The organism is Pseudomonas sp. TWRC1-2 (genome assembly GCF_049896685.1).
GTDB lineage: Bacteria > Pseudomonadota > Gammaproteobacteria > Pseudomonadales > Pseudomonadaceae > Aquipseudomonas.
This window is the reverse complement of record NZ_JAFCUU010000002.1, coordinates 209,081-234,291: the sequence shown is the minus strand read 5'-3', so window position 1 is coordinate 234,291 and position 25,211 is coordinate 209,081. Positions and strand designations below refer to the sequence as shown.

The following is a 25,211-nucleotide window of genomic DNA, read 5'->3' as shown; positions in this document are numbered from 1 at the left end:
ATGCGGCATGATTCGAGAACTGAGGACCTTCGTCAGCGCCGCGCGGCGCGGCACTTTTGCCGCTGCCGGCCAGCAGGTGGGGCTGACGCAATCGGCCGTGAGCGCGCAGATCAAGCACCTTGAAGACGCGCTGGGGGTGAAGCTGTTCGACCGCACCGGCCGCTCCGCCACGCTCAACTCGGCAGGGCAGCGTGCGGTGCCGCTGGCGGAGGAAATCCTCGATATTTTCTCGCGCATGGGCACGCCCGACAGGGCCAACAACTTCCACGGTTCGTTGCGCATCGGCGCCATTGGCAGTGTGCAGACCGGCATCCTGCCCAAGGCGCTGGTGGCCCTCAAACAGCGTGCGCCGTTTATTGAAGTCAACCTGGTGCCGGGGGTTTCGCTGAACCTGCTCAGCCAGGTCGATGCCGGTGAACTGGACCTGGCGATCATGATTCGCCCGCCGTTCAATCTGCCAAAGGAGCTGAATGTCGAGGTCATCGCCCGCGAGCCTTTTGTGCTGATCACCGCCAAGGACGTGCCGGGTGATGACCCGTTGCAGATCCTGCGCGAGCAGCCGTTTGTGCGATACGACCGGGGCTCGTTCGGTGGCCGCCAGGTCACGCAGTTTCTCAAGGAGCAAAAGATTCAGACGCAGCAGGCGCTGGAGCTTGATGAGTTGGACGCCATCGTCAAGATGGTCCGCAGCGGCCTCGGCGTGTCCCTGGTGCCACTGGCCGGCTTGTGGCTGGAACACGGCAGCGACGTGCGGGTTTTGCGATTGGACGAGCTGACTTTCCATCGCGAAATCGTCTTGCTCACCAAGTACACCCAGCGCCAACTGCCGCTCTTCGCGTTATTCAGGGCGTGCATCATGGAAGTGCTCGGTGCGCCGAAGTAGGGCGCGAGCATCGAAAAAATTGAGGCTCAGGACGAAAGATATGCGCTTTATCGCACGGTCTTTCTGGTGAAGAATCGGGTTCTGAATAACAGAACCCGCAGGTAGCCACCGTGAGCCTTTCGCCCTTTCATTTAGCTATTCCCGTCTACGACCTCGCCGCCGCCCGCCATTTCTACGGCGACGTGTTTGGCCTTCGCGAAGGTCGCTCCAGCGCGCAATGGGTCGATTTCGACTTTTACGGTCACCAGTTGGTCATCCACGAACACCCCAAGACTCAATCCCAGGCATCGGTGCACTCCAACCCTGTCGATGGTCACGACGTACCGGTCCCGCATTTCGGCATCATCCTGCACTGGGACCAATGGGAAGCCCTGGCCGATCGGCTCAGAGCGCGTGAAACCCGGTTTGTGATCGAACCCTACATCCGCTTTCAGGGCCAGGTCGGCGAGCAAGCCACCATGTTCCTGTTTGACCCGTGCGGCAACGCGCTGGAGTTCAAGGCGTTCAAGGACATGAGCCAGTTGTTCGCCAAGTAGTTGTCATCCGCGCGACCGTCGCCACCCGAGCGACGGCGTCAATAAGACGTGAAGCTGCATGCCTGCCGCATGAGAGAAGTGACGTGATGTCTGACGTTGACTGTGATTTTCGGCCTGTGCGTGCCGAACAGCGCTGGCAGTTCGAGCCGTGTGGCGACGGCTGCATCGTGGTGGTGTTTGCAACGCTGTTCAGCGCGCCGGCCAACCGCCGTGCGGTGGCATTCAGCGCCACGCTGCATGACCTGTTGGCGCGCGGGTTGCTTGGCGGCGTGACCGATGTGATCCCGGCGATGGTGTCCGTGGGCGTGCATTATGCCCCGCCTATCATCGCCAGGCTGTACCCCGGATCAGTGCCCTACGACGCAATTGCCCAGGTGTTGGAAAACGCCCTGACACAACAGCACCACCTGGCGCGCATCACGCCAAAGCGCCTGGAAATCCCGGTGTGCTATGAGGGCGACTACGCGCCGGATCTGCTGGACATCGCCAACGCCTGCGCCATCACACCCAGCGAAGTCATCGCAGCACACAGCGGGCAGTGGGTCGATGTGCTGATGGTGGGTTTCGCACCGGGCCATCCCTATATCGGCATGCACGAGCCTGCGCTGAAACTGGCGCGCCGCGCCGTACCGCGCACGCAGGTCACGCGCGGCAGCGTCGGCCTGGCCAATTGTCAGAGCGTGATTTACCCCGCTGATTTGCCGGGTGGCTGGAACATTGTGGGCCGCACACCGTTGTCGATGTTTTCGCCGGCCAATCAGCCGCCGTGCCTGTTGAGCGGTGGCGATCAGGTGCGCTTCGTGCCCATCACCGCCCGTGAATTTGAACAACTGGCCGGAGCGCAGCGATGACCATCAAAGTGCTCAGGCCCGGTCTGTTTTCCACCTTTCAAGACACCGGCCGCGTGGGCTTCCAGCATTGGGGCGTGCCGGTCAACGGCGCCATGGACCAGGACGCGCATGCGCTGGCCAACCTGTTGGTGGGCAACCCGACCACTGCTGCAACCCTGGAAATCACCCTTCAAGGCCCGGTCTTGTGCTTTCAGGCACAGGCGCTGATCGCCCTGGCCGGGGCAGACCTGGGCGCGCGCCTGGACGGTGTTGCGCTGCAACCGGGGCACGCCGTGCGCGTCAAACCGGGCGCGATGCTTGGCTTCGAGAAGCGTGAGTACGGCGCGCGGGCCTATCTGGCCGTGGCCGGCGGTTATCTGCTCACGCCGGTGATGAACAGCGCCAGCACGTATAGCCGGGGAGGGTTTGGCGGGCTGTCGGGGCGCGCACTGCAAGCCGGCGATGTGATCCCCATTTGCTCATCGTTCGCAAACCCCGTGCGGTTGAATATTCCTGCGGGCTGGCGGCTTGGCGCGCCGACACGTCCAGCTTGCATTCGGGTGCTGCCGGGGCGCGAATGGGCCGACTTCACCGAAACGGCTCGCCATGACTTCCTGCATGAGCCCTATCAGCTGACCGCTGCCTCGGATCGCATGGGGTATCGATTGGACGGCGCCGCGCTGGACCTGACGCAGCCGCGCCAGCTGCTTTCCGAAAGCGTGGCATTCGGCACCGTGCAAGTGCCCGCCGGCGGCCAGCCGATTGTGCTGATGGCAGACCGGCAAACCACCGGTGGCTACCCGCGCATCGCCCAGGTGGCCAGTGTGGATTTACCCAAGCTGGCGCAACTGATGCCCGGCGATGACATTCGATTCTCGCTGATTGATTTACCCACGGCTCAAGCGTTGTTCGTGGCGCGTGCACACGCGCTGCAACGACTGGAGGCCGCCCACTGAGCAAAAGCCGTCGCTACCGATAATAAAAACAGGAGCGCTAGATGATTAAGCCCACGTTCAAACTTTTAACTGTCGAGCATTAAAACCCCTCGCAACCTGACGGGTTTACTTCTGGGTGGAACTGTCCACCTCAATAACTCAAATGACCAACGGTCAGAGTGGAAGGTGTTTATGTCTCGCGTGATCGCTACTCCCATCCCATCGCCGCGTTTGGGCGAGTTCGACAAGACCGCTGACAGCAGCGCCACCAGGATCGCCAAGCGGGCAGCCATCGCTGCCGCGACGGGCACTGCGGTGGAGTATTACGAGTTCGGTGTGTACGGCTTTATGGCGACGATTATCGCGCCGTTGTTTTTCCCCAGTGATAACGCCGCCGCCGCGCTGCTGGCCACGTTGGCGGTGTTTGGCAGTGCGTTCTTGATCCGGCCGTTGGGCGGCATTCTGCTCGGGCGGCTGGCGGACCGCATCGGTCGGCGCAAAGTATTGCTGAGCACCGTCATCGGAATGGGCACCGCGACCGCGATGATCGGGCTGTTGCCGACGGCGGCCCACGTGGGGATTGCTGCGCCGATCCTGCTGGTGCTGATCCGGCTGGCGCAGGGCTTTTTCGCCGGCGGTGAGGTGATCGGCGCTGCGGCCTTTCTGGCCGAGTCTTCACCCAGGGGCCGCCGTGGCTTCTACGGTGCCTTCACGCCGGTGGGTGTTGCGATTGGCGGGTCGATGGCAGCGATCATCTGCGGCATCACCACCGGCCTGGTCGATGCACAGCAGCTGCAAGCCTGGGCCTGGCGTATCCCGTTTTTCCTGGCGATTCCGTTGGTGATCTTCTCGTGCATCATGCGCCACAACGTCGAGGAGACGCCTGAGTTCAAAGCCTTTCTCGCGGTGGAAAAGCCGCCCACCGCGCCGGTCAAGGAGGTGCTCACGCAGAACCTGCCGGCGGTGCTGCGCGTGGTGGTGTTCGCCTTTGCACAGAACGCCGGCTACTACATCGGCCTGGTGTTCATGAACATCTACCTGACCACCTACCTGCATTTCGAGAAGTCCAAGATCTATTGGGTCATCGCCGGCGTCAGCCTGTGCATGGCCGCGCTGATGCCGTTCTGGGGCGGGCTGTCGGATCGCATCGGGCGCAAGAAAGCCCTGGCCATCGGCTTTGTCGGTTATGCGGTGCTGGTGATTCCGATGATGGTGTTGATGAACAACAGCAGCCTGTTCATCGCGGTCCTGGCGTTTTTTGTGGCGACGCTGCCGATGCCGGTGATCCAGTCGGTGGGCTACCCGACCTATGCCGAGCAGTTTCCCACTCGGGTTCGTTACACCGGCATGGCCATCAGCATCAATCTGGGCGCCATCCTGGGCGGCGGGATCACGCCTTATATCGTCACATCACTGATCGGCTCGACCGGCAATTTGCTGATCCCGGGGTTTTTCATGGCCGGCGCGGCGGTCTGTGCGTTGATTGCCTTGACCACCCTGCGTGAAACCTCGCAAGGTGCTTTGCGTCGCTGACAGTGGATGTCCGAATACGTCCTCAAGTGGTCCGGCACGTGCCTGTTGCTCACCTGCCGCACTGCCTAGTATGGCTTGCATCATTCACTGAACTGCACGCCAACAGGACACCTCATGAGCCGCAAAGCCCTTATTGTTATTGATGCCCAGCATTCGTTCCGCCATTCAAGCTACTGGTCCGAAAATGACCTGCCGGGTTACCTGGAAAAGCAGCAGGCCCTCATTGATGGGTGTGTTCAACAGGGCATCCCGGTGATACAAGTCTTCCATGTGGAAGACCAGGGGCATTTTTCGCTGGCCTCGGGCAATGTTCGGGCATTGAGCGAATTGTCGATCAACCCTGACCGGGTCATTCACAAGCGCTTTCACAGCGCGTTCGCCGGCACGCCCTTGGCGGCGCGGCTCACGGAAATGGGAGTGACCACAGTGATCATCAGCGGCATCCGCACCGAACAGTGCTGTGAAACCACCACGCGGCAGGCGTCGGACAGTGGCCTGAGTGTGGATTTTGTCAGCGAAGCGACGTTGACCTTCCCGATGACCCACGCGCGCAGCGGCCGGGTCTATACCGCAGCCGAAATACGCGAGCGTACGGAGTTGGTGCTGGAAGGCCGCTTTGCGCGCATCGTCACGGTCGCCCAGGCATTGGAGGATTGACCCCGTGAGCGTGCCGGTGCTGTTTGTGCTGCTGCCCAACGTGCTGATGCTGGACCTGGCCGGTCCCGCCGAAGTGCTGCGCCTGGCCGCTCAGGTCGAGGACTCGACGGCCGTTGAGTTCGACTTGCAGTACGTCAGCCCGGTTGAAACGCTGCAAACGTCCATCGGCTTGCCCCTGACCGGGTTGGCGCCGCTTCCGCCAACCCTGGCGCCGGGCACGCTGGTGGTATTGGTGGGCTCCACGTCGAAGGTCAGCAAGGCGGGTCTGCAGGCATTTGACTCGGCCAGCAGCGTGCTGACCCAGTGGCTGCAAGCGGTGTTCGCGCCGTCCGGCGAGAAACTGGTCTGCGTCTGTGCGGGCGCCTTGAGCGCCGCCCGCGCCGGGCTGCTGGACGGACGCCAATGCACCACGCACCACGCGCTGTGCGCCGCTTTGCAAACCCTGGCGCCCAAGGCTCGAGTACTGGAAAACCGCTTGTACGTCACCGATGGCAACATCAGTTGCAGCGCCGGCGTCACCGCCGGCATCGACCTGATGCTGCATTGGGTTGCCGAGCTGGCCGGGCCGCGACTGGCCTGCGCGGTTGCGCGGGACATGGTGGTGTACATGCGGCGCAGCGGTGCCGATCCACAGCTGTCGGCCTGGATCGCCGGGCGCAATCACCTGCATCCCGCCGTGCATCGGGTGCAGGACGCCGTCGCCGCAGCCCCGTGTGAGCCGTGGACCGTCACGCGTATGGCCAGCCTGGCTTGCACCAGCAGCCGGCACCTGGCGCGACTGTTTCACGAACACGTCGGCATCAGTCCGCTGGATTATCTGCACACCCTGCGTTTAACCGTGGCGCGTGAATTACTGGTTGAGTCGACCCTGGACATGGAAACCGTCGCCGAGCGCGCGGGCTTTGGTTCGGCGCGGCATCTGCGGCGTATCTGGGGCAAATATGAAGCGGGGACGCCTTCAGCCGGGCGTGTCGGTGGCAGTGGTTGACGCTTGATCGGCCTGCGCTTCGAGTTTGGCGCGGTCGGCTTTGCTGATGTATTTATCTTTGCTCTTGGGGGCCAATTTGGCGCTGGCCTTTTTCGCTTTGGCCTTGAAGAGCTGCTGCAGTTTTTTCTGGCGGTTCATGGTGTGCTACTCAGCGGGTAATTGATCGCATGATATCAGTTTGAGGCAGTGCGTCAGGCCCCGGCCTTGTGGAGTCGATACGTGCTCAGGTTCATCGTTGGCGTTGCCAGTCTGGTGTTGTTATCGGTGCTACCGGCTGCCCACGCCGGCGACGCCTTCTACATCAATCCCGAATCGAACGCTGCCCAGTGGGTAAAACACAACCCGCAGGCGCCCGACGCGGCAACCATCCGTGTTGCCATTGCCCAGGTGCCGAGTGCCCTGTGGCTGACCGGCAGCAGCCAGGGCAGCGATCAACTTGAGCCGCGTGTGCACCGCTACGTATCCGCCGCCGCCACGGCCCGCGCCACACCGATTCTGGTCGCCTACAACCTGCCGCACCGTGACTGCAGCGGCGGCGCCTCTGCAGGCGGCGCGGCCGATGCGGCAGCGTATCGCGCCTGGATCGACCACCTGATCAACGGCGTTCGCCGCAAACCGGCGATCATCATCCTGGAGCCCGACGCCTTGCCGGACATGCAGTGCCTCAGCCAGTCTCAGCGAGACGAGCGCCTGGCGCTGTTCAACTACGCAGTCTCAGGTTTCAAGCAACGCGCGCCCCAGGCCGATGTGTACCTGGACGCTGGTAACGCGCACTGGAAGCCCGCCGCGCAGATGGCCGATACCCTGCATGCGGCCGGGATAAAAAACGCACGCGGTTTTGCGCTGAACGTCTCCAATTTCTACACGCTCGATCAATCCCGTGACTACGCCGACCGGATCAACGCCAGGCTCTTTGCCAATCACGCCTACACAAAGGCCGTGGTCGTCGACACCAGCCGCAACGGCAACGGCGCCGTCCGTGGCGACTGGTGCAACCCGCCTGCGCGCAAGCTGGGCATGCTGCCGCGCGTCGTCATGCCCAACCTGCTGGCGCTGTGGATCAAGCTGCCGGGCAACTCGGACGGCGCCTCTTCGCCCATCGCCGACTGCCATGGTGGGCCGGCGGCCGGCACGTTCAGCGCGCCGTTGGCGCTGCGGTTGATCGAGGGCAAATAAACCCCTCTGCGTGACCCCGGTGCTGTTGGCGAACGCGCAACGGCCCTCGCCACAACGGAACGTCTTGGCATCTGGGTCGCTTTTCAGCGCCGATCTGTGCATTGAATCACCGGGTGTTTTGCCAATAATCAGGCCGGGTATTCAGCGCAAACGGAAGCCATTTGATGAGCACGCATACCCGCACCCAACGCACCACCGTCCCGCAACTGGTCGCGATGAAAGGCCAGCAGAAAATCGTCTCCCTGACGGCGTATTCCAGCGCCATTGCCAAGCTGATCGACCCGTTGGTCGACTTCATTCTGGTCGGTGATTCCACGGCCATGGTCGGCTATGGCCGGCCTTCAACCTTGAGCATGCAGCTCGAAGAAATCATCGGCCACACTCGCGCGGTGGTCGATAGCACGCGCCTGGCCTGTGTCATCGCCGACATGCCGTTTGGCAGCTACCAGGAATCCCACGCGCAGGCGTTTCGCAACTGCGCCCAGGTGTTGGCGCGCACCGGTTGCGATGCGGTCAAGCTGGAAGCCAACCTGGCGCTGGCCAGCACGGTTGAGTTTCTGGTGGCGCGCGGCATTCCGGTGATGGCCCATGTGGGGCTGATGCCGCAGTTTGTGAATGTGATGGGCGGCTTCAAGGCGCAAGGGCTCACGATTCAAACCGCTGCGGTGATCGCTGAAGATGCGCGTGCCAACCTGGAGGCGGGCGCTTTCAGCCTGCTGCTGGAAGGCGTGGCCGAAGGTGTGGCCCGGCAGATCACCCAGGACGCGAAAATGCCGACGATCGGCATCGGCGCCTCGCCCGCCTGCGACGGCCGGTGTTGGTCACCGAAGACGTGCTGGGCCTGGGCGGTGAGCACCTGCCACGTTTCGTCAAACAGTACGCGGATGTCGGCGCGGTGATTCGCGATGCCTGCGAGCGCTTTGCCGATGACGTACGCCACGGGCGATTCCCCGAGGCGCGGCATTGCTACGGGCTTTGACGCATCGCCTGGGCCAGCAGGTTTACGGCCTGGGCGATATCCTTGCCCCAGTCGAGGGTGTAGCTCAGGCGTAGGTGATGGCGCCAGGCGCCTTGCTGACTGAACAGCTCGCCGGGCGCAATGACGATGCGCTCGGCGCGCAGACGCTCGAATACCCTGCGCATGTCGACGGCGGGCGAAGCCTCAAGCCAGAAACTCGCGCCGCCGTGGGGGCGGCGTACCTGCCACTGATCTTGTTCACTCAGCAGCGCGCCGAGTTGGGTCATGCGCTCCAGCAGCAGTGCCCGCAGCGCTTTCAAATGTGGGTCGATGCGCTTGGACGTGAACAGTTTGGCGATCGCCTTCTGACGGATAGGCGACAGGCGGAACCCGCGCTTGAGAAACTCTCGCTGCAACTGCGAGCCTTGCCCGCGACTCAGTACGTACCCATAGGGCGCTTCCGAGCCGATGACTTTGTCGAAGGTCGAAAACACCAACAGCTTCTGCGGGTCGGCGAAGTCGCGATAGCGCGCCGGTTGCGGCTCGAAATACAACTCGCCGTAGGTGTCGTTTTCGAACAGCCAGATATCCCGCTCTGCCAGCCAGCGGCAAATTTGCTGTTTGTCCAGCGCAGGCATCACGCCCCCCTGGGGAATATTCACCGTCGACGACAGCACTGCCAATCGAATCGGCGCGCGCTGCAATAATCCTTCCAGCGCGGCCAGGTCGAACCGCCCGTGCGCATCCAGGTGCAACTCGATCACCCGGATATTCGCCGCCTGCAGCTGACGCAGGATCGCCCACGAACACGGCGACTCCACCAACGCCACCGTGCCGGCGAGGTCCAGCGCGTTGAGCGCTGCGTCCAGCACGCTGTGCAAGTCCGAGCCGATAAACACATGGTCGAGCAGGCTTGGGTGGTCGACACCGACACACCCAGGCGCTCGGCCAGTTGGCGCAGAGACGGCAGTTTGCGTTCGCCGTCTGGCGGGCCGGCGTCGATCAACTCGACCAGGTAGCGGTACACCGCCTGATAGGCGAAAGCGCTGTGTTTAGTTCTATCCATGACCACTCGCGCTACTCGACCAGGTTATACGGGGAATACATCGGGGCTGGTGCCGGTCCAGTATTACTCAAGGCGATGTGATACGGAACTCAACGGCAGCCACCCATGATCAAGCCGTACAGCCTTAACATTCCTGACGAGCGCTGTGCTTATCGGATTGGCAGATTTGAGCCGAAGCAGGAAATCATGGATGCTGCTGTCGGTTCGTTCACGGGCCGTACGATGCGTTCGGGCCTGATACTTTCATGTCGACCAGGAAAACCACACCATGCAAACCACGCCGCCCAATGGATTACCTGTTTACCGGCTACTGACGGGCAAGGATGACGCCGCGTTTTGTCACCGCGTCTCTGAAGCCCTCGCGCTGGGTTATCAGTTATATGGCTCGCCAGCGGCCACCTTCAACGGTGAGTACGTCGTGGTGGCTCAGGCCATTGTTTGGGGGCCTGGTAAGTAGGCACGTTTGCCCTGTCAGGTCAGCCCCTCGGCGACGTCCCTGGCCAACGCCAAAAACGCCCGCGCCGCCGCCGGCTGATAACCCCCTTTGCGCTGCATCAACACGGCGGTGCGCTGCAACCGCTGCGGCCCCAGCTCAATCGCCACCAACTGCGGGTGCGCCCGTGCAATCGCCGCCGGTAACAGCGTCGACAGTGTGGTCCGGCGCACCACCTCAATCAGCGCGCCAATCACATTGGCTTCCATCACCACGCGTGGGCGAATGCCGTGCGTGCTGCAATAGCGGTCAATCTGCTCGCGGGTGGCGAATTCCTTGCCCAGCAAAATCAGTGATTCGCCATTCAACGCCTCCAGCCCAATAACCCGTTCCTTAGCCCGCGGGTGCTGCTTTCCGACGACCAGCGCAAGGGTTTCGACCAGCAGGGGCGTGGCGTCGATGTCGGGCGCGTGGACCTCATCAAACGCAATCCCCACATCCAGTTCGTCCGCCAGCAGGAGGTTTTCCATCTGTTCCTGGGCGACCTCACGCAGGTTCAGCGTGATGTTTGGATAGCGGCCGTGAAAGGCCTCCACCAGCGGCCCCACCAGGTAGGTGGTGAACGTCGGCGTGACGGCAATCCGCAGCGTCCCGCGGCTCAGATCGCCCACGTCATGGATCGCGCGCTTGCCTTGCTGCAGCTCCTGAGCCGCCCGCAGCGCATAACGCAGGTACACCTCACCGGCGTCGGTCAGGCGCGTCTGGCGGCCGGATCGATCAAACAACTGTGCACCGAGGCTCTCCTCCAACTGCCGCACTTGCTGCGACAGCGCCGGTTGCGAGACATGCAGGGCAGCCGCCGCTTTGGTAAAGCCTTGGTGTTCTGCAACGGCCAGGAAGTACTGGATATGACGTGCCAGCATGTTTGTACTCATAAGATTATCTAATGTTCCGGATCATATATGAGACTTTTACCTTATTGCACGGGCTACGTAACCTTTGCTCCATCGCATCGCGATTCAAAGGAGTTACCCATGCAAGACATCATCGACGGTTTCCTGAAATTCCAGCGCAGCGCCTTCCCCGAGCGCGCCGGCTTGTTCAAAGACCTGGCCAACCAGCAAAGCCCGCGGGCGCTGTTCATCTCCTGCTCCGACAGCCGCCTGGTGCCCGAGCTGGTCACGCAGCGTGAACCGGGCGAGCTGTTTGTCATCCGCAACGCCGGCAATATCGTGCCGTCTTACGGCCCGGAGCCGGGCGGCGTGTCGGCGTCAGTGGAGTACGCCGTCGCAGCCTTGCAGGTTCGCGACATCGTGATCTGCGGGCATTCCGATTGCGGCGCCATGACTGCCATCGCCACCTGCAAATGCCTGGACCACATGCCCGCCGTGGCCAGCTGGCTGCGCTACGCCGACTCCGGCCGGGTGGTCAACGAGGCTCGCCAGCATGTCGACCAGCCCGCCAAAGTCGCCTCCATGGTCCGCGAAAATGTGATCGCGCAATTAGCCAATATCCAGACGCATCCCTCGGTGCGCCTGGCCCTCGAAGAGAAGCGCGTGACCCTGCATGGCTGGGTCTACGACATCGAAAGCGGCTGTATCCAGGCCTTCGATAGCCGCACCGGCACATATGTGCTGCTGGCCGATTACCCTGCCTGAGACACCGAGGTGTCTGCATCGCAGCGGTGCGGCGATCCGACAAGCCAGCTCGCACAGTTGAGCGTTGGCGCTTTCCCCATCAGCCGTTTTACCCACAGTTTTAACCACGGAGATAACCCCATGATCCAGTCACAAATCAGCCAGAACACTCGCCTTGCCCTGACCGACGTCATCCTGCTGGCCAAGGCCCGCAAAGACCTGTCGTTCGCCCAGATCGCCGAAGGCACCGGCCTGCACGAAGCCTTCGTCACCGCCGCCTTGCTCGGCCAGCACCCACTGCCGGCCGACGCCGCCCAAACCGTTGCCGACACCCTGGGCCTCGACGCGGACGCCGTGCTGCTGCTGCAAACCATCCCCGTGCGCGGCAGCATCGGCAACGGCGTCCCGACCGACCCGACCATCTACCGCTTCTACGAAATGATTCAGGTCTACGGCACCACGCTCAAGGCACTGGTTCACGAGAAGTTTGGCGACGGCATCATCAGCGCGATCAACTTCAAGCTCGACGTCAAAAAAGTCGAAGACCCGGACGGTGGCTCGCGCGCGGTGATCACCCTGGATGGTAAGTACTTGCCGACTAAACCGTTCTGATCACGCTTCACACGGCCCGGCGCTGCGAGGTGACCGGGCCACGGCTGTTGCATAGGTTGGGCCAGTGCACCACGCCTAGGTGTTGAGATAAGGCGCGACGGTGTCTTCAAGCAGCTCCATCAGTTCAGGGTCCATGTAGCGAAAGTCATCCGGAATATCCAGGCAGTAAAGCGGCTTGTGTTCAAGCAACCGCGCGTAGTCTGCCTGCAGGCGATGCAGGTGTTTACGCTCCATGACGAAGATGACATCTGCCCATCGAATATCCGCGGCGCCGATGGTTTTGCGCGCATTCGGGCTGGTGCCCGCCGAGCGCGCATTGAAGCCGGGGCGACGGCGCCAGATGGCCTCTGCGGTAGGGCTACGCCACTGGTTGCGGCTGCACACGAAGAGCAGATTGATTGGGCTATTCATTGCCTGTCCAACCGTCTTGGTTAAGGGTGAATGGGCCGTGCCAGAAACCCAGTAATCAGCGCCACCACTTGCTGCTGGATCACCGCCCGTGGCCGCGCCCCTTCGCCATCCCGGCAAATCATGCCATCGCCCGGCGAGCTTTCTTCAATCAATGCCATGCCACCCGGCTTGCAGATCGACATAAAGCTGAAGTGCGTGGCGTCGCTGATCTCCACGTACTGCGTGGAGGGTGTTGGCATGCGCTTGACCATGTCGGCGGATTCCAATTCAGGCGACATGTCCTCGGTTGGCACGCCCCCGGCGATCACCAGCGCCGGCACCGGCAGTGCGGCCAGGCTGGCGCTGGTGAAGCCTCGCGACAGGCCCAGGTCCAGTGACACTACGGCGGTGATGCGTTTGTCGCTCAAGTCAGCGGCCAACTGGGCCTTGCCGGCGGGCGTGGCGGCGGGGTTCATCTGCTGGTAGCCGATGCAGCCGCCCAACTTCGGGTGTTCTGCGCAGTCGCGGCTGAACAGATCGGGGTCGAAGCGTGCCCCGGCGATTTCCATCACGGTCCAGCCGCCGAGGGAGTGGCCCACCGCAGCAATCCGGGTAGGCGCGACCGCGCCAAATTGCTGCGGCTGAGCCAAGACCGCGTCGATAGCGCGGCTCAGGTCGGCCGGGCGCTGCCACAGTTGCGCGGCGGCTCGCGGGCTGCGGTCTTTGGTGGTGGTGCCGGGGTGATTGACCGCGGCCACGATATAACCTTCGTGCGCCAAGGCACTGGCCAGCCACACCTGTTTACCCCAATTGCCGCCGTAGCCGTGGGACAGCACCACCAACGGATGCTCGCCGGCAGCCGGTGGCGCGTCGGGCACGGCGAGGGCGCCGATGAACACCGAGTTGTCGGCGATCAGCTCGGGTTGGGCTGTGGTGGCGGCGGGGTACCAGACCACCAGTTCCAGCGGGCGCTGGTGTGTGGCATCGGGCAGCGTGGCGGTCTTGAAACCCACCGGGCTTTCGGCCGCGAAGGCGGGCGTGGACAGGCACAGCAGGAACAGGGCGCGCAGCGCGGCTTTCATTGTTTTTATCGTCCTTGATTCGGGTGGCGCATCATTACCTGAAATGCCCTCGCAATGCATCCCTTACCGGGCCGCCTGCAATGATTGAAACGCGCTTCTACGGCGCTTCGAAACCCTCGTAATCCAGGGAGATCTCATCGTCTTTCGGGTAGCTGACGTACACCACCACCGCGTCGCTGCTGTCGACCAACGCGTAAGGCCATTTACCGTTGGCCTTGCGCATGTGCTCATACAACGGCAGGAAAAAATCCTTGGTCTGACCGCGTGGGTCGTAGGGCGCTTGCACCTGGAAAATCGGGTAATGGTCGCCGTTGCACAGCTGGATGCGTTCGAGCTGGAAGTTGTTCTTCTCCAGCAACGTGCGGGTGGGGTGCTGCCAGGTGGCCAGGTTAACGTCCTCGCAGTCGTGGACGGTGGTGGTGTAGAGCGTGGTGTCTTTCAGGGCGGGGAGGGCGTGGGCCAGGCTGGGTAGAAGCAAGAGCAGAAGGGGGAAGAGGCGCGGCATGGCGAGATTCCGGGAAGATGGGGTTTGATTGGCGTGCTTTTACCAGAGTTATAGGTGTGAAGCGTTTGCTATCTGGTCGAGGTGCTTTGGCTTCACGGGGGCTGTTGGCTTATGGTGGTATGCGCTGCGAGATAGGCTGTTCTCGACCCAAAGCTGTCCTTTACGGAGGGGCAGCAATCGGTCAATAGCGGACCCCAAGATTATGTCGTGTGGGCCCGGTGACCCAGATTGCCTACAATCGACTAGGACCTGCCACTCGTTACGGGCGCCTATCCCAGTCTTGAAGCTAGGCTTAGCGAGGCTGCTATGCTTTCAATTCTGAGTGACACTTAGTACAAATGCCAGAAACCATAATGAGTTCATGTTTTTATAGTTTAGTGTTTGGCTTTAAGTTTTGTTTTGCTCGATAAAATACGTGCCAATTCAACCGCCGGTAATGTTCATCAGTCGAGAAGGCTATCGTCATGATCAGAGAAGCTAAAGAGTCAACTAGTCACGCCTCTTATAGTGGAGATTCACACCTTGGGAAATATTTGGATTATTACAAACAACTAGTAAATCCTGGCTATGCAGTTTTGATTACTGGAGATTGGGGTTCTGGAAAAACACACCAAATAAAAAAAATACTAACGCCAGCAGATATTTACTATGTGAGCCTATTCGGTACTCAAAGCGTAGAAGAAATTTATTCTGCTGTTTATGCAAAAATGTTCCCCGTGAAAGCGTTTGCTCGTGGCGCTGCAAAATCGACTGATGGTACTGAACTTACAGTGCCATTCGCAAGTGTTAACATAGGCGGTTTAGTGTCAGGAATAGCAAGCGCTTTTTTGCGAGAGCAAGTAGTTGCTGATCGAATTTTGGTATTTGATGATCTGGAGAGAAGTAGCGTAAATTTAAATGACCTCCTTGGTGTCTTCAATAAGTATGTTGAGCATCACGAATGCCGGGTTGTAGTGATTGCACACGACGAAAAAATATCAGAGGATCTACAAGGCAGAAAAGAAAAAGTATTCGGACAGACTATAGCGGTGGTCCCTCAGATATCGGATGCGTTCGACAGCTTTACTGATGCAATCCAAAACTCAGAAACTAAAATTTTAATAAAAGGGATGAAGGAGGAGATTCTTGAAGTTTTCCTTCAATCAGATACGCACTCGCTCCGAATACTTAAACACACGTTGGAAGATTTGGGGCGACTATTCAAGTCACTCTCAGAAGATCACAGGTCTAATAATGCTGCGGTACGAGAAATTAGCTTGTTGTTTTTGGCATTAAGCCTGGAGGTAAGATCGGGTAGATTGAAAGAAAAAGATCTCATTGAGCGCAGCCAGTCGATAATTCGCTTCCAGGTACAGCGAGCCAGGGATAATAAAAATACAGATATACCAAATATATTTGCTGCCAATAATAGATATGGAGTTATCGATTTAGGTAATCAGATTATCAAAGATCAACCTCTTATAAATATGTTGGTGAAAGGCAATTATATTGGAGCTGAGATACAAGAATCGCTAGACGAAAGCCTTTATTTTGTGAAAGTTGAAGACCTGCCTGCATGGCTCGTATTTATGAAGTTTGACGAAGTCGACGACGCGCAGTCTACAGTGGCCGCTACAAAACTTAAAGAGCAGTTTGATACTCGAGAAATCAAGGATCCCGGCGAAATTCTTCACTTGTTTGCACTTCGGTTTCTTCTTTCTGATATGGAGGTTATTTCAGAAGACTTTGCTCAAACTGAAATCGATTGTAAGAAGTATATAGATGAGCTTCTTGCTAAAGATGAACTTATACCGGATATTAATAGCAGTAATGCATGGGGTGGTGAGTTTTCTCATGGCTACAAAGGGTATATGTTCTGGATTCAAGATAATTATAGGTCGCACTTTGGTCGTGTTAATGATTATTTGGTAATAGCTAGGGCTCATGCAACCAAAAAACTCTTTCCCTTAATTGCGCAAGAGCTTCTTAAATTGGTCGGGACGGACGGTGCTAAATTCGCGCAACTAGTGAGCCCAACCTTTGCTGGCAACAATATATATGCACGAATTGACATACTTTCATCTATAGAGCCAAGCGATTTTGTACAGGAATGGATGGGGTCGGCTGCATGTAACTGGCAGCCTATTAGTAGAGCCTTGGAGCGAAGGTATGAGGGTGGTGAGTTGGAAAGCGTGTTAAAAAATGAAAAGAAATGGCTATCTGAAGTTATAGGGATTCTTGATAGTCAACACAGGCGAGCGGCCGGAGTAAGAAAGAAGCGTATTGAACGCATCCTGCCGCAATCTTTAAGAGAGGCTGCAAAATAGGAGAAGAACAGGGTCAGACCACTATTATAAAAGGAGAACAATAGGGTCAGACCACTATTATAAAACGTGGTCTGACCCCGTTTTTACTCTGTTTTAAACCGCAGGTTTTGAGCTGCTCGGCGGGTGTTTTCACACAGCCTGGTTTATTAGCGGTCAGCCAACGTGTCTCAAAAGGGATCGAGCCGTGCGTCGATGCCAGCCTGCTTGGCCAGCGCGATCAGGTTTTCGACGCAGTCTTGCTCAATGATGCAACCCACATAATCGGCGCCGACTGTATCCACATGCAGAAAGCGCTTCCCGAACCCGGTCAGCCATTGATCGAAATCGATCAGCACTTGCATCAGTGATGGCGTCTCTTCCAGCTTGTAGGCATAAACCTGGTCAATACCGCTGGCTTCAACCAGTTTCGGTGCCAGGTACTTGAAATCATCGAAGCCGTGCACGTCCACGGCCATGAGAACCAGATTATTGAGTAACTGGCCTTTCTCAGCGTCCAAAAGACCACTGACCAACGCGGTGGCCGGGTCTTCACCCAAGTTGTAATAGCGCGACACCCTTCTCACGAGACGCGCACGTTCCTTGTCAGGCAGCCGCGCCAACAGGGCCTGGGTGAACGTTTTCAGTTGCGCACCGAATGGATAAAGCTCACGCATAATCGCGGCATCGCTCAACCGTGGTTCATCGGGTGGGGGTTGTGTGAAGCGATCGCCGAACAATCGACTGAACAAGCCCATCGCCGTCTATTCTCCTTGCTGGGGGAAGCCTCTGGCGCGAAGCTTACCCCAGCGGTTCGATAACGGCGAATAGGGTCAGGGCTGATATCTACCAGTCTATAAAAATCGGGTTCAACCCCATCAAGACGTGCGCCGGCCTTCCAGGCTGGAAAACACATACATACCCACCAGCATCGCCACTACGAAGATGAGAATTTGCCAGTGCCCGGTAAACAGAATGGCGACCGCTGGCCCAGGGCAGATACCCGCCATTCCCCAGCCAATACCGAACACCACGCTGCCCCCTATCAAGCGCACGTCCAACTCCCGGTTAACAGGTAACTGCATGGGCGCCGCGAGTAAGGACAGCTTGTTCTTGCGTGCCCAACTCATAGGGATAACCGCCACGGTGATGGCCCCGACCATCACCAAGGCGAGTGACGGGTCCCAGGCCCCGGCCACATCGAGAAACGCCAACACCTTGGCGGGGTTGGCCATGCCGCCCAAGAGCAGGCCCAGGCCAAAGATCAGCCCGGCGAGAAATGCGGTCAACTTGAGCATCAGCTTCAAACTCCCAGCACATGGCGGATGAGGTACACCGTTGCAAAGCCGGCGGTCATAAAGCACACGGTCGCCACCAGGGAGCGGGGTGACAATCGAGAGATTCCACACACGCCGTGACCACTGGTACAGCCGGAGCCGTACCGGGTTCCCAAGCCGACGAGCAGGCCCGCCATCACCAAGGCCGGCCACTGTGCCGCGATCTCGATCTGTGGCAACACGCTAAACAGCCCCCACAGCAATGGCGCAATCACCAGGCCAAGAAGAAACAACGCTTTCTCGCCCCAGCCCTCACTGCCAAACCGCATCACGCTTCCCAGCAAGCCGCTGATACCTGCGACTCGGCCATTGGCGAGAACAAACACGCTGACGGAAAGTCCGATCAAGGCGCCTGCGCCTAATGAAGTCCAAGGCGTGAAGTTGATCCAATCAATGCTCATTTTGCATTTCCTGCACAGTAGGGTGGGTGAGGGCTGTCGATCAGCGAAGCATCATAACCATCCGTGCGGGTCTGGGTCTGCGCAAATCAGGTTTTGCTGCCGCCCCCATGAAATGGTGAAGCGCTGCTCCCAGTCCCTCCGTGAACATAATGGGCATTGCCCTGTGCGCCGCCACCGGCATGGACGCACTGACCCACGCCGTCGAAGCCTAAGTGTCGACCGTGGCCACGCCGATGCTGGAGAGAACGCCCCGCCTTTGGTTGAAGTGCGGGGTGTTTTGGTTTTGCTCACAGATAGGGTTGAAGTGGCTCACTGGCTTGGCCGGAAGTGGCGTGTCATAGCAGCTACTGTCGCCCAAAAGCAGCCCTTCGACGCAACTACAAAACCAGCTGTGGTTTACTCACAACGCAGACGCGGCCAACCCCAGCTTCAACAGTTCCTTGCGTAGCAGCGCGGGCTCCAGCACCGCCATTGCGGCCTGCCATTCAATCGACAGCAAATGGCTCAACTTCTGTTGGCTGACCAAGGGCTCAGCCAGAAAGTAGCTTTTGCACTCGCGGATGCTGATGACGTTCAACAGCCAGTCTTCACCCTGCGCCGCCAGCCAGTCACCGATCGCTGCACGATGCGTTCGGATGAGCGCACTGGCATCCCATACCGCCAGCTGCGCGAAAACCTGCGGCAGGTTGCTCTCGGCTTTCAGCCGCTTCACATCAACCGCCAACGCGCCAATCAGGTCTGATTCGACAGTGGCTTGGCACTCGGAGAAATACCGCTCGGGCCAGTCGGCCTCCAGTTTCGCCCGCCCTGCGAGGACTTCATACGCCCGGATATCCGCTTGGGTGGTCAACTGCCCGGTGAAATTCAGGGTATTGTCCAAAATGGCCGTGGCCAGCAGCGCAGCACTTTTTTCGCTGATCAGCGGCAACAGCTCTGCCGCTTCCCAGCGCTGAAAAATCAGCGTTGCCGCTGCGCCGATCGGCAGGATGTCTGCCGCCGGTCCGAGCTTCTGCGCCCAATAGTTTTCAAAGCCTGGGTGATGGTCAATGACTTCCACCACCTGTTCAAGCACCACCAGCGGGTCGAAATGGTGGTAGTCGGAGACATCCACCAACACGAACTCATCACCCGCTCCCGGCCGGTAATCGTCCAGAGATGATTGCCAGCCGAGCACGGTCCTGGAGATGCTGACATTGAGCGGGGCGCTACTGACGGCCCGAGCATCAACGCCCTGGAGATTCAACAGCTCGGCGTACGCAATGCAGCAGGCATACGCGTCGATGTCCAGGTACGCCGAGCCTGAGGTCACCACCCTCATAACACGTGGGTCACAGTGTGAGCTGCCGGGACAGTCGAAGACAGCTTCAGCGCTTGGGCGATGCCCTCCAGAATCCGCTCATACGCGAATTGACACTGTGCTTCGTCGATGGAAATGCGCACCGTGGCCCCGGCGATCCGGTCGGGATATCCCAGTTGTGTAACCGTGTTGGACAGGCTCAGTTTCTTGTCCGAGCATGCCGACCCACCGGTGACGTAGATCGACTGTGTGTTCAAGGCCCACTGCAGTTTTTTTGTATTGACCCCTGGCAATGCAACAAAACTCACACAAGGCACACGCGGTGCTTGCTGACCGATCACGACCACTTCGCCCAGCATCGCTTGCAGCGTACGTTCAAACGTTTCCCGGCTCTGTTGTACCGCGACTTTGCCGGTGCCGTAGGTGTGCTGTTTCTCCTGCAACGCGGTTTCAATCGAAAGAATGCCCGGATAGTTCTGAGTACCCCCGCGCAACCCACCTTCCTGGCCGCCGCCAACGATCAATGGCGACAACCCGTAGCGGCTTCTGGCGTACAGAAAACCGGCACCGGGCAACGCCCCCGAACTTGTGTCCTGACGCAATGGCGAAATCAACGCCGGATGCGTGCAGGTCCACAGGGATTTTGCCGATGGCCTGGGTCATGTCCGAAAACAGCAGACCACCTCCAGCCTTCACTCGTCGGGCGATGTCTTCGATCGGTTGAATCACGCCGGTTTCGTTATGCACGGCCATAACGCAAACCAATGTCGGGCGACCTGCATGGGCGCGCAGCAGCTGCTCCAATTGTTCGGTGTCGAGCAGTCCGTTCATTTGATGCCCGATCGCTATGGCTTGCAGGCCTTCCAGGCCGTAGCGGTTTATGTTCTGCAGGGTGCAGGCGTGTTCGATCGCTGAGTACAACACCAAGGGTTGCTCATGCTTGTAGCGTTCGAAAAAACCATGAAACACCTGGGCACAGCCCTCACTGGAGCCGCTGTTGAAAATCAGGCAGTCGGCGTCCACGTTCAAAAGGCTGGCGATGCTGCCACGCGCCCGTTCGACGCGTTCGAGCAACGCAACGCCCAGGGCGTGATTGGCATTGGGGTTGGCGCATTGGCGGGTCGAAAACAACGCCTGAAGCATGTTGCTCACACCCATTGAAACCGGAGCCGACCCACAGACGTCGGCATAAACTGCATCCACAGCAATATCCATATCAAACACTTCCAGGTTTTCTTTTTTTATGTCATTCAAGATGCTGCTCGCAGATGCGAACAGAGACTCACAGGTCAAATAAGCACGCGCAGCATGAGCTGGAGCGAGCACAGCAAAACGAAAGCATTCAGCGCCTGTTTCAGGTGCCTCGAGTCCAACCGATGAGAAAGCATGGCGCCGAGCAAACCCCCCACCAATATCCCCAGTACCAACTCACCGGTGTAGCCGAGAAAATCCATGGTTGAACCCACTCTGCCGAATAACGCCCCACTTGCGCCGATGATACCGATCAGCGCCGAGGTCGAAATGGCCTGTTTTATCTGCAGACCAAACAAGCTGATCAGCACAGGCAAGTAGATGAACCCGCCACCCTGTCCAACCAGGCCGCACAATACGCCCAGCACCAACCCAATCAGTGGCAACGACAGCGATTGATGGTTGCACAACAGGGCCACCGGTTTACGGAACAGGTACGTGACCAACAACGACATCAACCCCAGCAGGCCGAAGACGAACAGGATGAAGTTTTCGCTGAAGGCATCAGCATTCAGCGAGGCAAAAAAGTTGGCGACAGCCATCGGTACGGCAAAGCTTCTGATCACTCGCCAATCGGGCTGAAACTTGATGCGGTGCAGCGCGAACGACACGAGGGACGAAAAGAAGCCCTGTGCGGAAGACAGCCCCGTCACGACTTCAATCGGCAGTTTCTGACCGGACAACATCGGGTAAATCAGCACCAACAGGGGCGTCACGATGATGCCCCCGCCGATACCGAACAGACCTGACATGAAACCCGCCATCACGCCCACACCGACCATCACCGGGTAGATTGTCATGGCTACCATCTCAGCAGACCTTGATCTTGCCGGTCCCTTCCTTCATCCGACCGATAACAATCAGATCAGGGCAAAGCGCCTGCCACGCTCGACGGTTCGTTTCAAACCCTTCGGCACTCACCGTGAACAGCAAACCGCCATTCGTTTGCGGGTCATGCAACAGAAACTTTCTAGCCAAGGGAAGATCAGCCAGGTACTCCACGTTCTGCGCGTACTTTTTTAGGTTAGAAAAAATACCGCTGTCAGCCGACGTCACCGCCACTGCCAATGACTCTGTTCCGTCATAAAAAACCAGACCGCTTGTATCGAGGTCAACATCCAGTTGCCCCAGCCCGACCATCTCACTGATATGGCCGATCAGGCCGAACCCGGTGATATCAGTCAAACTGCTGACTTCAGGACTTTCGCTCAGCGTGCGGCCAAACGCGTTGTCGCCGGTGATCTGGGCAAGCGTCGACGCGGCAATATCCTCTTGCTCAATCACGCCGGTCTTCAGGGCATTGGCGAGGATGCCGACACCGATCGGACGCGTCATGACCAGCAAATCTCCGGCCCTGGCGGTGTTGTTTTTCTTCAGCCGGTGTTTTTCCACCTCACCAATGATCGAGAAACCGTACAAGGGCTGGCTGTTCTTGATCGTATGGCCACCGACGATGCTCACATTGAACTTGTTCATCACCGACTGGGCGCCCAGGATCATCTGCGTTACTTGCTCGGCCGAAATCAGTTCCGGGTCGAACGCCATGATCGAGTTGGCAATCAGTGGACTTCCGCCTGAAGCAAAGATATCGCTCACAGCATTGCTGGCTGCCAATTGGCCGAAGACATAAGGGTCGTTGACTATCGGGGAGAAAAAATCGGTGGTGAATAAAAGGTATTTTTCACCTGCGTCATAGACGGCGCAATCGTCAGAAGACTCAAAGCCCAATACCACGTTGTCATCCGACACCGTATTGGCTGCTGCAGTTTGCGACAGAATTTTCGTTAACACGCTGGATGGGATCTTGCACCCGCACCCACCACTCTCAGATTTATCCATAATCTGACAAAACATCGACATCGGCTTTCCTTAAAATCCATTTTCAATAATAAAAACAGCGGTTTAGCGTGCTAGAACTGGCTGTTATGTCCTATTTCCGCCGACAAAAATCGCATGGTTTCATTGCAGAAATATGACGCAATGGCGGCAATTTGAAGTCATGCGGATGTCAGCGCGCAGGGGCGTATGAACCATTGCCTCACGGCTGCGCAGCGCTGTGCGGCCATTTTGCTGGCCGGGAGTTTTATGAGTGAGGCGAGCGCAACCCGACGTTCACCCTTGCTATTGCCCAGCGCAGCCCCATAACTATCCCGGTACTCATTCAGCACAAGGGCAGACCATGACCAACCAAACCGAAACCGCAATCCTTGCCGGCGGCTGCTTCTGGGGCATGCAGGACCTGTTGCGGCGCTACCCCGGCGTACTCAGCACGCGAGTCGGCTACACCGGCGGCGATGTGCCGAATGCCACTTATCGCAACCACGGCAATCATGCTGAAGCGATTGAGATCGTGTTTGATCCTGCGGTGATCACGTACCGGCAGATTCTCGAGTTCTTTTTCCAGATCCACGACCCCAGCACGCCTAACCGCCAGGGCAATGACCTTGGTCCCAGCTATCGTTCAGCGATTTATTACCTGAGCGAACAGCAACGCGACATCGCCGAAGACACTGCTGCCGACGTGGATGCCTCCAAGTTGTGGCCAGGCCGTGTGGTGACTGAGATAGAACCCGCAGGGCCGTTTTGGGAAGCGGAGCCGGAGCATCAGGATTATCTGGAGCGCATACCCAATGGCTATACCTGCCACTTCATCCGGCCGAACTGGAAGTTGCCCGAGCGCGCCTGAGCCTGAGGTGCGCTTAAAAAAAACAAGGTAGACCACGCTTCGGGAAACCGTATAAACGTGGTCTTACTCCTGCGCCTATACAGAGTGCAACATCATGCCCATCACACGCGATCAAAACGCCCCCGTCAGGTTAGTCCTCACTCAACCCGGCGACCTGGACGACTTGGTTGCCATTCGAATCGAGGCGATGCGCGACAGTCTGGAGCGTGTCGGGCGGTTTGATCCGGTGCGGGCGCGTGAGCGCTTTGTCAGCGGCTTCGAAGCCCACAACACCCGTTACATTGAGGTGGCTGGAGACCGGGTCGGCTTTGTCGTGGTCAAGCACTATCCCGATCAACTCGTGCTCGACCACCTGTACGTGAGGCCGAGTGCGCAAGGGGCAGGGGTAGGTGCTGCGGTGCTTGCTCAGATTTTCAAAGAAGCGGACGCGGCTGCACTGCCGATCAAAGTGGGTGCTCTCAAAGAAAGCGCCTCGAACCGGTTTTATACCCGCCATGGTTTCCAATTCGTCGAAAGCAGTGAATTCGACAATTATTACGTCCGTCAGCACCTTACGGCGCGCGGCGTAACTGGCCCGTAGTGTGTATGGATGGCACGAGGGGCTGTGCATCGCAAAATCGTCATCGAGGCCGGCTTACGCTAACCCCTTGATATCCGAACAAGGAACGCTTCGATGATTCGTCACGCCTCACCCGCAGACGCCAGGGCGATTGCCCAGGTGCACATCAGCAGTTGGCAGGACGCCTATCGCGAGCTGATGCCCGCCGACTACTTGGGTGCGTTGAGCTCGACGTTGGCCCGGCGCGAGTCATTTTGGATGGCCTCGATTGAATCGGGCGAATCAACAGTATGGGTGGCGCAGGTGAACGAGCAGGTAGTCGGCTGGGTATCCGTCGGCGCCAGCCGTGATGAGGATGCTGCTGCGCAGAACGTAGGTGAAGTGATGGCCATCTACGTGGTCGCGGAGCACTGGCACACGGGCGTCGGGCTGGCGTTGTGGAACGCGGGCTTACAGTATTTGGCTGAGCAGGGGTTTGAACAGGTAACGCTGTGGGTGTTGGCCCGTAATGAGAGGGCTGTCCGGTTTTATCGCCGGGCTGGCTGTGTTGAGGAGGCGGGCAGTGAGCGCACGCTTGAGAGGGGCGGTGTGCAGCTGGTCGAGGTGAGGTATCGGTTGCCGTGTATTCGGTTGCGTTAGACAGAACAGGCGGCAGGTCACGCCTTTAAAGGTGGCCTGTTCCCCACTACCCATCAGTCAAGCGCAGAACCCCTGTGGGAGCGGGCTTGCCCGCGAAAGCGGCGGGTCAGTCGACATCAATATTTGCCGGCCCGACATGTTCGCGAGTAAGCCCGGTTGTTTATTCGGGTCATGCAGTTGAAAGCTCAGCTACCCGCTACAGCAGCCTCTCGCTCCATCAGCCTGTCCATCAACAAAACCCCCAACTCACTCAACTGGTGAATCGCCAGCGCCACGTCGCGCTGTTTCCCGGTCAGGTCCTCCGACAGGTCAAGCAGCAAGACGGTCACTGAGGAGAAGGTTTCGTAGCTGTTGGTGATCAGGGTTTCGTTGCTGGCGTCGGCGGCAACGCAGAACAAGCCTGGCGGCGATGGTGAGTCAGTTTCTGGATTGAGATAGCGATCAATCGCGCGATGCGCCGCCTGGTTCAGCTTCAGGTCTGGCTCGTTCGGAGGGTTGGGTGTGACTTTGAACATGTGTGTTGTACCTGATTAGGGCC

General features: G+C 58.8%; 29 protein-coding genes and 2 pseudogenes. 16 read left to right on the top strand and 15 right to left on the bottom strand.

Features of this window, described 5'->3' with window-relative positions:
* Window positions 1–7 precede the first annotated feature (7 nt).
* From ACP7B3_RS05535 to ACP7B3_RS05505, 7 genes are all read left to right on the top strand, one after another.
* Window positions 8–883: a LysR family transcriptional regulator gene (locus ACP7B3_RS05535; RefSeq protein ID WP_242195409.1), complete on the top strand. Its 876-nt coding sequence runs from the start codon at window positions 8–10 to the stop codon at window positions 881–883.
* A 110-nt stretch (window positions 884–993) separates the two neighbouring features.
* A complete protein-coding gene (locus ACP7B3_RS05530; protein ID WP_262207892.1) occupies window positions 994–1,419 on the top strand; it encodes a VOC family protein in 426 nt (141 codons plus the stop codon).
* Between the two features lie 86 nt (window positions 1,420–1,505).
* Window positions 1,506–2,270, top strand: coding sequence for a 5-oxoprolinase subunit B family protein (locus tag ACP7B3_RS05525; RefSeq protein ID WP_426178349.1), 765 nt, complete (start codon window positions 1,506–1,508; stop codon window positions 2,268–2,270).
* Window positions 2,267–3,205 carry a biotin-dependent carboxyltransferase family protein gene (locus ACP7B3_RS05520; protein WP_426178347.1) on the top strand — a complete coding sequence of 313 codons (939 nt, stop codon included), beginning with the start codon at window positions 2,267–2,269 and terminating at the stop codon, window positions 3,203–3,205. The genes ACP7B3_RS05525 and ACP7B3_RS05520 overlap by 4 nt, the downstream gene beginning before the upstream one ends.
* A gap of 171 nt (window positions 3,206–3,376) precedes the next feature.
* Window positions 3,377–4,717, top strand: a complete 1,341-nt coding sequence (locus ACP7B3_RS05515) for an MFS transporter (protein WP_426178345.1) — start codon at window positions 3,377–3,379, stop codon at window positions 4,715–4,717.
* 114 nt (window positions 4,718–4,831) lie between these two features.
* Window positions 4,832–5,374, top strand: a complete 543-nt coding sequence (locus ACP7B3_RS05510) for a cysteine hydrolase family protein (protein WP_426178343.1) — start codon at window positions 4,832–4,834, stop codon at window positions 5,372–5,374.
* Between the two features lie 4 nt (window positions 5,375–5,378).
* The gene (locus ACP7B3_RS05505) at window positions 5,379–6,362 is read left to right on the top strand and encodes a GlxA family transcriptional regulator (protein WP_426178341.1); all 984 of its coding nucleotides are present in this window, start codon (window positions 5,379–5,381) and stop codon (window positions 6,360–6,362) included.
* On the opposite strand, the gene ACP7B3_RS05500 is transcribed toward ACP7B3_RS05505, so the two are convergent.
* Complete coding sequence (locus ACP7B3_RS05500; protein WP_426178339.1) at window positions 6,333–6,500, bottom strand: DUF2986 domain-containing protein; 168 nt, start codon at window positions 6,498–6,500, stop codon at window positions 6,333–6,335. The genes ACP7B3_RS05505 and ACP7B3_RS05500 overlap by 30 nt on opposite strands.
* Before the next feature lie 81 nt (window positions 6,501–6,581).
* Between ACP7B3_RS05500 and ACP7B3_RS05495 the strand changes: the two genes are divergently transcribed.
* On the top strand, window positions 6,582–7,538 hold the full coding sequence (locus ACP7B3_RS05495) for a glycoside hydrolase family 6 protein (protein WP_426178337.1): 957 nt from the start codon (window positions 6,582–6,584) through the stop codon (window positions 7,536–7,538).
* A 164-nt stretch (window positions 7,539–7,702) separates the two neighbouring features.
* A pseudogene (gene panB / locus ACP7B3_RS05490) lies at window positions 7,703–8,517 on the top strand (3-methyl-2-oxobutanoate hydroxymethyltransferase).
* Here the strand turns inward: panB and ACP7B3_RS05485 are convergent.
* Window positions 8,505–9,562: pseudogene (locus ACP7B3_RS05485) on the bottom strand (aminotransferase class I/II-fold pyridoxal phosphate-dependent enzyme). The pseudogenes panB and ACP7B3_RS05485 sit on opposite strands and share 13 nt — an antisense overlap.
* Window positions 9,563–9,830: 268 nt before the next feature.
* On the opposite strand from ACP7B3_RS05485, the gene ACP7B3_RS05480 reads away from it, so the two are divergent.
* A complete protein-coding gene (locus ACP7B3_RS05480; protein WP_145158687.1) occupies window positions 9,831–10,019 on the top strand; it encodes a DUF1737 domain-containing protein in 189 nt (62 codons plus the stop codon).
* Window positions 10,020–10,033: 14 nt separating this feature from the next.
* On the opposite strand, the gene cynR is transcribed toward ACP7B3_RS05480, so the two are convergent.
* Window positions 10,034–10,918 carry a transcriptional regulator CynR gene (gene cynR / locus ACP7B3_RS05475; protein WP_426178335.1) on the bottom strand — a complete coding sequence of 295 codons (885 nt, stop codon included), beginning with the start codon at window positions 10,916–10,918 and terminating at the stop codon, window positions 10,034–10,036.
* A 111-nt stretch (window positions 10,919–11,029) separates the two neighbouring features.
* Between cynR and ACP7B3_RS05470 the strand changes: the two genes are divergently transcribed.
* Both ACP7B3_RS05470 and cynS read left to right on the top strand, forming a co-directional pair.
* Window positions 11,030–11,653, top strand: a complete 624-nt coding sequence (locus ACP7B3_RS05470) for a carbonic anhydrase (protein WP_426178333.1) — start codon at window positions 11,030–11,032, stop codon at window positions 11,651–11,653.
* A 120-nt stretch (window positions 11,654–11,773) separates the two neighbouring features.
* Window positions 11,774–12,244: a cyanase gene (gene cynS, locus ACP7B3_RS05465; RefSeq protein ID WP_242195379.1), complete on the top strand. Its 471-nt coding sequence runs from the start codon at window positions 11,774–11,776 to the stop codon at window positions 12,242–12,244.
* Between the two features lie 75 nt (window positions 12,245–12,319).
* Here cynS and ACP7B3_RS05460 read toward each other — a convergent pair whose 3' ends face one another.
* The 3 genes from ACP7B3_RS05460 to ACP7B3_RS05450 form a co-directional block, all read right to left on the bottom strand.
* Window positions 12,320–12,655, bottom strand: a complete 336-nt coding sequence (locus tag ACP7B3_RS05460) for a low molecular weight protein tyrosine phosphatase family protein (protein ID WP_145158679.1) — start codon at window positions 12,653–12,655, stop codon at window positions 12,320–12,322.
* 20 nt (window positions 12,656–12,675) lie between these two features.
* Window positions 12,676–13,716, bottom strand: a complete 1,041-nt coding sequence (locus ACP7B3_RS05455; RefSeq protein ID WP_426178330.1) for an alpha/beta hydrolase family protein — start codon at window positions 13,714–13,716, stop codon at window positions 12,676–12,678.
* 97 nt (window positions 13,717–13,813) lie between these two features.
* Window positions 13,814–14,221, bottom strand: a complete 408-nt coding sequence (locus ACP7B3_RS05450; protein WP_426178328.1) for a hypothetical protein — start codon at window positions 14,219–14,221, stop codon at window positions 13,814–13,816.
* 464 nt (window positions 14,222–14,685) lie between these two features.
* Here ACP7B3_RS05450 and ACP7B3_RS05445 point away from each other — a divergent pair, with 464 nt between their 5' ends.
* Window positions 14,686–16,527 (top strand): P-loop NTPase fold protein, encoded by a 1,842-nt coding sequence (locus tag ACP7B3_RS05445; RefSeq protein ID WP_426178326.1) that lies wholly within the window; start codon window positions 14,686–14,688, stop codon window positions 16,525–16,527.
* A gap of 167 nt (window positions 16,528–16,694) precedes the next feature.
* On the opposite strand, the gene ACP7B3_RS05440 is transcribed toward ACP7B3_RS05445, so the two are convergent.
* The 8 genes from ACP7B3_RS05440 to selD form a co-directional block, all read right to left on the bottom strand.
* Window positions 16,695–17,261: a DUF6630 family protein gene (locus ACP7B3_RS05440; RefSeq protein WP_426178324.1), complete on the bottom strand. Its 567-nt coding sequence runs from the start codon at window positions 17,259–17,261 to the stop codon at window positions 16,695–16,697.
* Window positions 17,262–17,381: 120 nt separating this feature from the next.
* A complete protein-coding gene (locus ACP7B3_RS05435) occupies window positions 17,382–17,801 on the bottom strand; it encodes a DUF6691 family protein (RefSeq protein ID WP_426178322.1) in 420 nt (139 codons plus the stop codon).
* A gap of 5 nt (window positions 17,802–17,806) precedes the next feature.
* A complete protein-coding gene (locus ACP7B3_RS05430; RefSeq protein ID WP_426178320.1) occupies window positions 17,807–18,241 on the bottom strand; it encodes a YeeE/YedE family protein in 435 nt (144 codons plus the stop codon).
* A gap of 400 nt (window positions 18,242–18,641) precedes the next feature.
* Window positions 18,642–19,559 carry a DHH family phosphoesterase gene (locus tag ACP7B3_RS05425; protein WP_426178318.1) on the bottom strand — a complete coding sequence of 306 codons (918 nt, stop codon included), beginning with the start codon at window positions 19,557–19,559 and terminating at the stop codon, window positions 18,642–18,644.
* Entirely contained in the window at window positions 19,556–20,062 is a 507-nt protein-coding gene (locus ACP7B3_RS05420) for an aminotransferase class V-fold PLP-dependent enzyme (protein WP_426178643.1), read from the bottom strand. Before ACP7B3_RS05420 ends, ACP7B3_RS05425 begins: the two co-directional genes overlap by 4 nt.
* The gene (locus ACP7B3_RS05415) at window positions 19,989–20,792 is read right to left on the bottom strand and encodes an aminotransferase class V-fold PLP-dependent enzyme (RefSeq protein WP_426178316.1); all 804 of its coding nucleotides are present in this window, start codon (window positions 20,790–20,792) and stop codon (window positions 19,989–19,991) included. The genes ACP7B3_RS05420 and ACP7B3_RS05415 overlap by 74 nt, the downstream gene beginning before the upstream one ends.
* Window positions 20,793–20,827: 35 nt before the next feature.
* Window positions 20,828–21,589, bottom strand: coding sequence for a sulfite exporter TauE/SafE family protein (locus tag ACP7B3_RS05410; RefSeq protein ID WP_369301156.1), 762 nt, complete (start codon window positions 21,587–21,589; stop codon window positions 20,828–20,830).
* A 10-nt stretch (window positions 21,590–21,599) separates the two neighbouring features.
* The gene (gene selD / locus ACP7B3_RS05405; RefSeq protein ID WP_426178314.1) at window positions 21,600–22,649 is read right to left on the bottom strand and encodes a selenide, water dikinase SelD; all 1,050 of its coding nucleotides are present in this window, start codon (window positions 22,647–22,649) and stop codon (window positions 21,600–21,602) included.
* 319 nt (window positions 22,650–22,968) lie between these two features.
* On the opposite strand from selD, the gene msrA reads away from it, so the two are divergent.
* The 3 genes from msrA (at window position 22,969) to ACP7B3_RS05390 (ending at window position 24,673) form a co-directional block, all read left to right on the top strand.
* Window positions 22,969–23,475, top strand: coding sequence for a peptide-methionine (S)-S-oxide reductase MsrA (gene msrA, locus ACP7B3_RS05400; protein ID WP_426178312.1), 507 nt, complete (start codon window positions 22,969–22,971; stop codon window positions 23,473–23,475).
* 94 nt (window positions 23,476–23,569) lie between these two features.
* Entirely contained in the window at window positions 23,570–24,055 is a 486-nt protein-coding gene (locus tag ACP7B3_RS05395; protein ID WP_426178310.1) for a GNAT family N-acetyltransferase, read from the top strand.
* Window positions 24,056–24,148: 93 nt separating this feature from the next.
* On the top strand, window positions 24,149–24,673 hold the full coding sequence (locus ACP7B3_RS05390; protein WP_426178308.1) for a GNAT family N-acetyltransferase: 525 nt from the start codon (window positions 24,149–24,151) through the stop codon (window positions 24,671–24,673).
* A 185-nt stretch (window positions 24,674–24,858) separates the two neighbouring features.
* Here ACP7B3_RS05390 and ACP7B3_RS05385 read toward each other — a convergent pair whose 3' ends face one another.
* Window positions 24,859–25,188 (bottom strand): DUF6124 family protein, encoded by a 330-nt coding sequence (locus ACP7B3_RS05385; protein ID WP_426178306.1) that lies wholly within the window; start codon window positions 25,186–25,188, stop codon window positions 24,859–24,861.
* Between the last annotated feature and the right edge of the window lie 23 nt (window positions 25,189–25,211).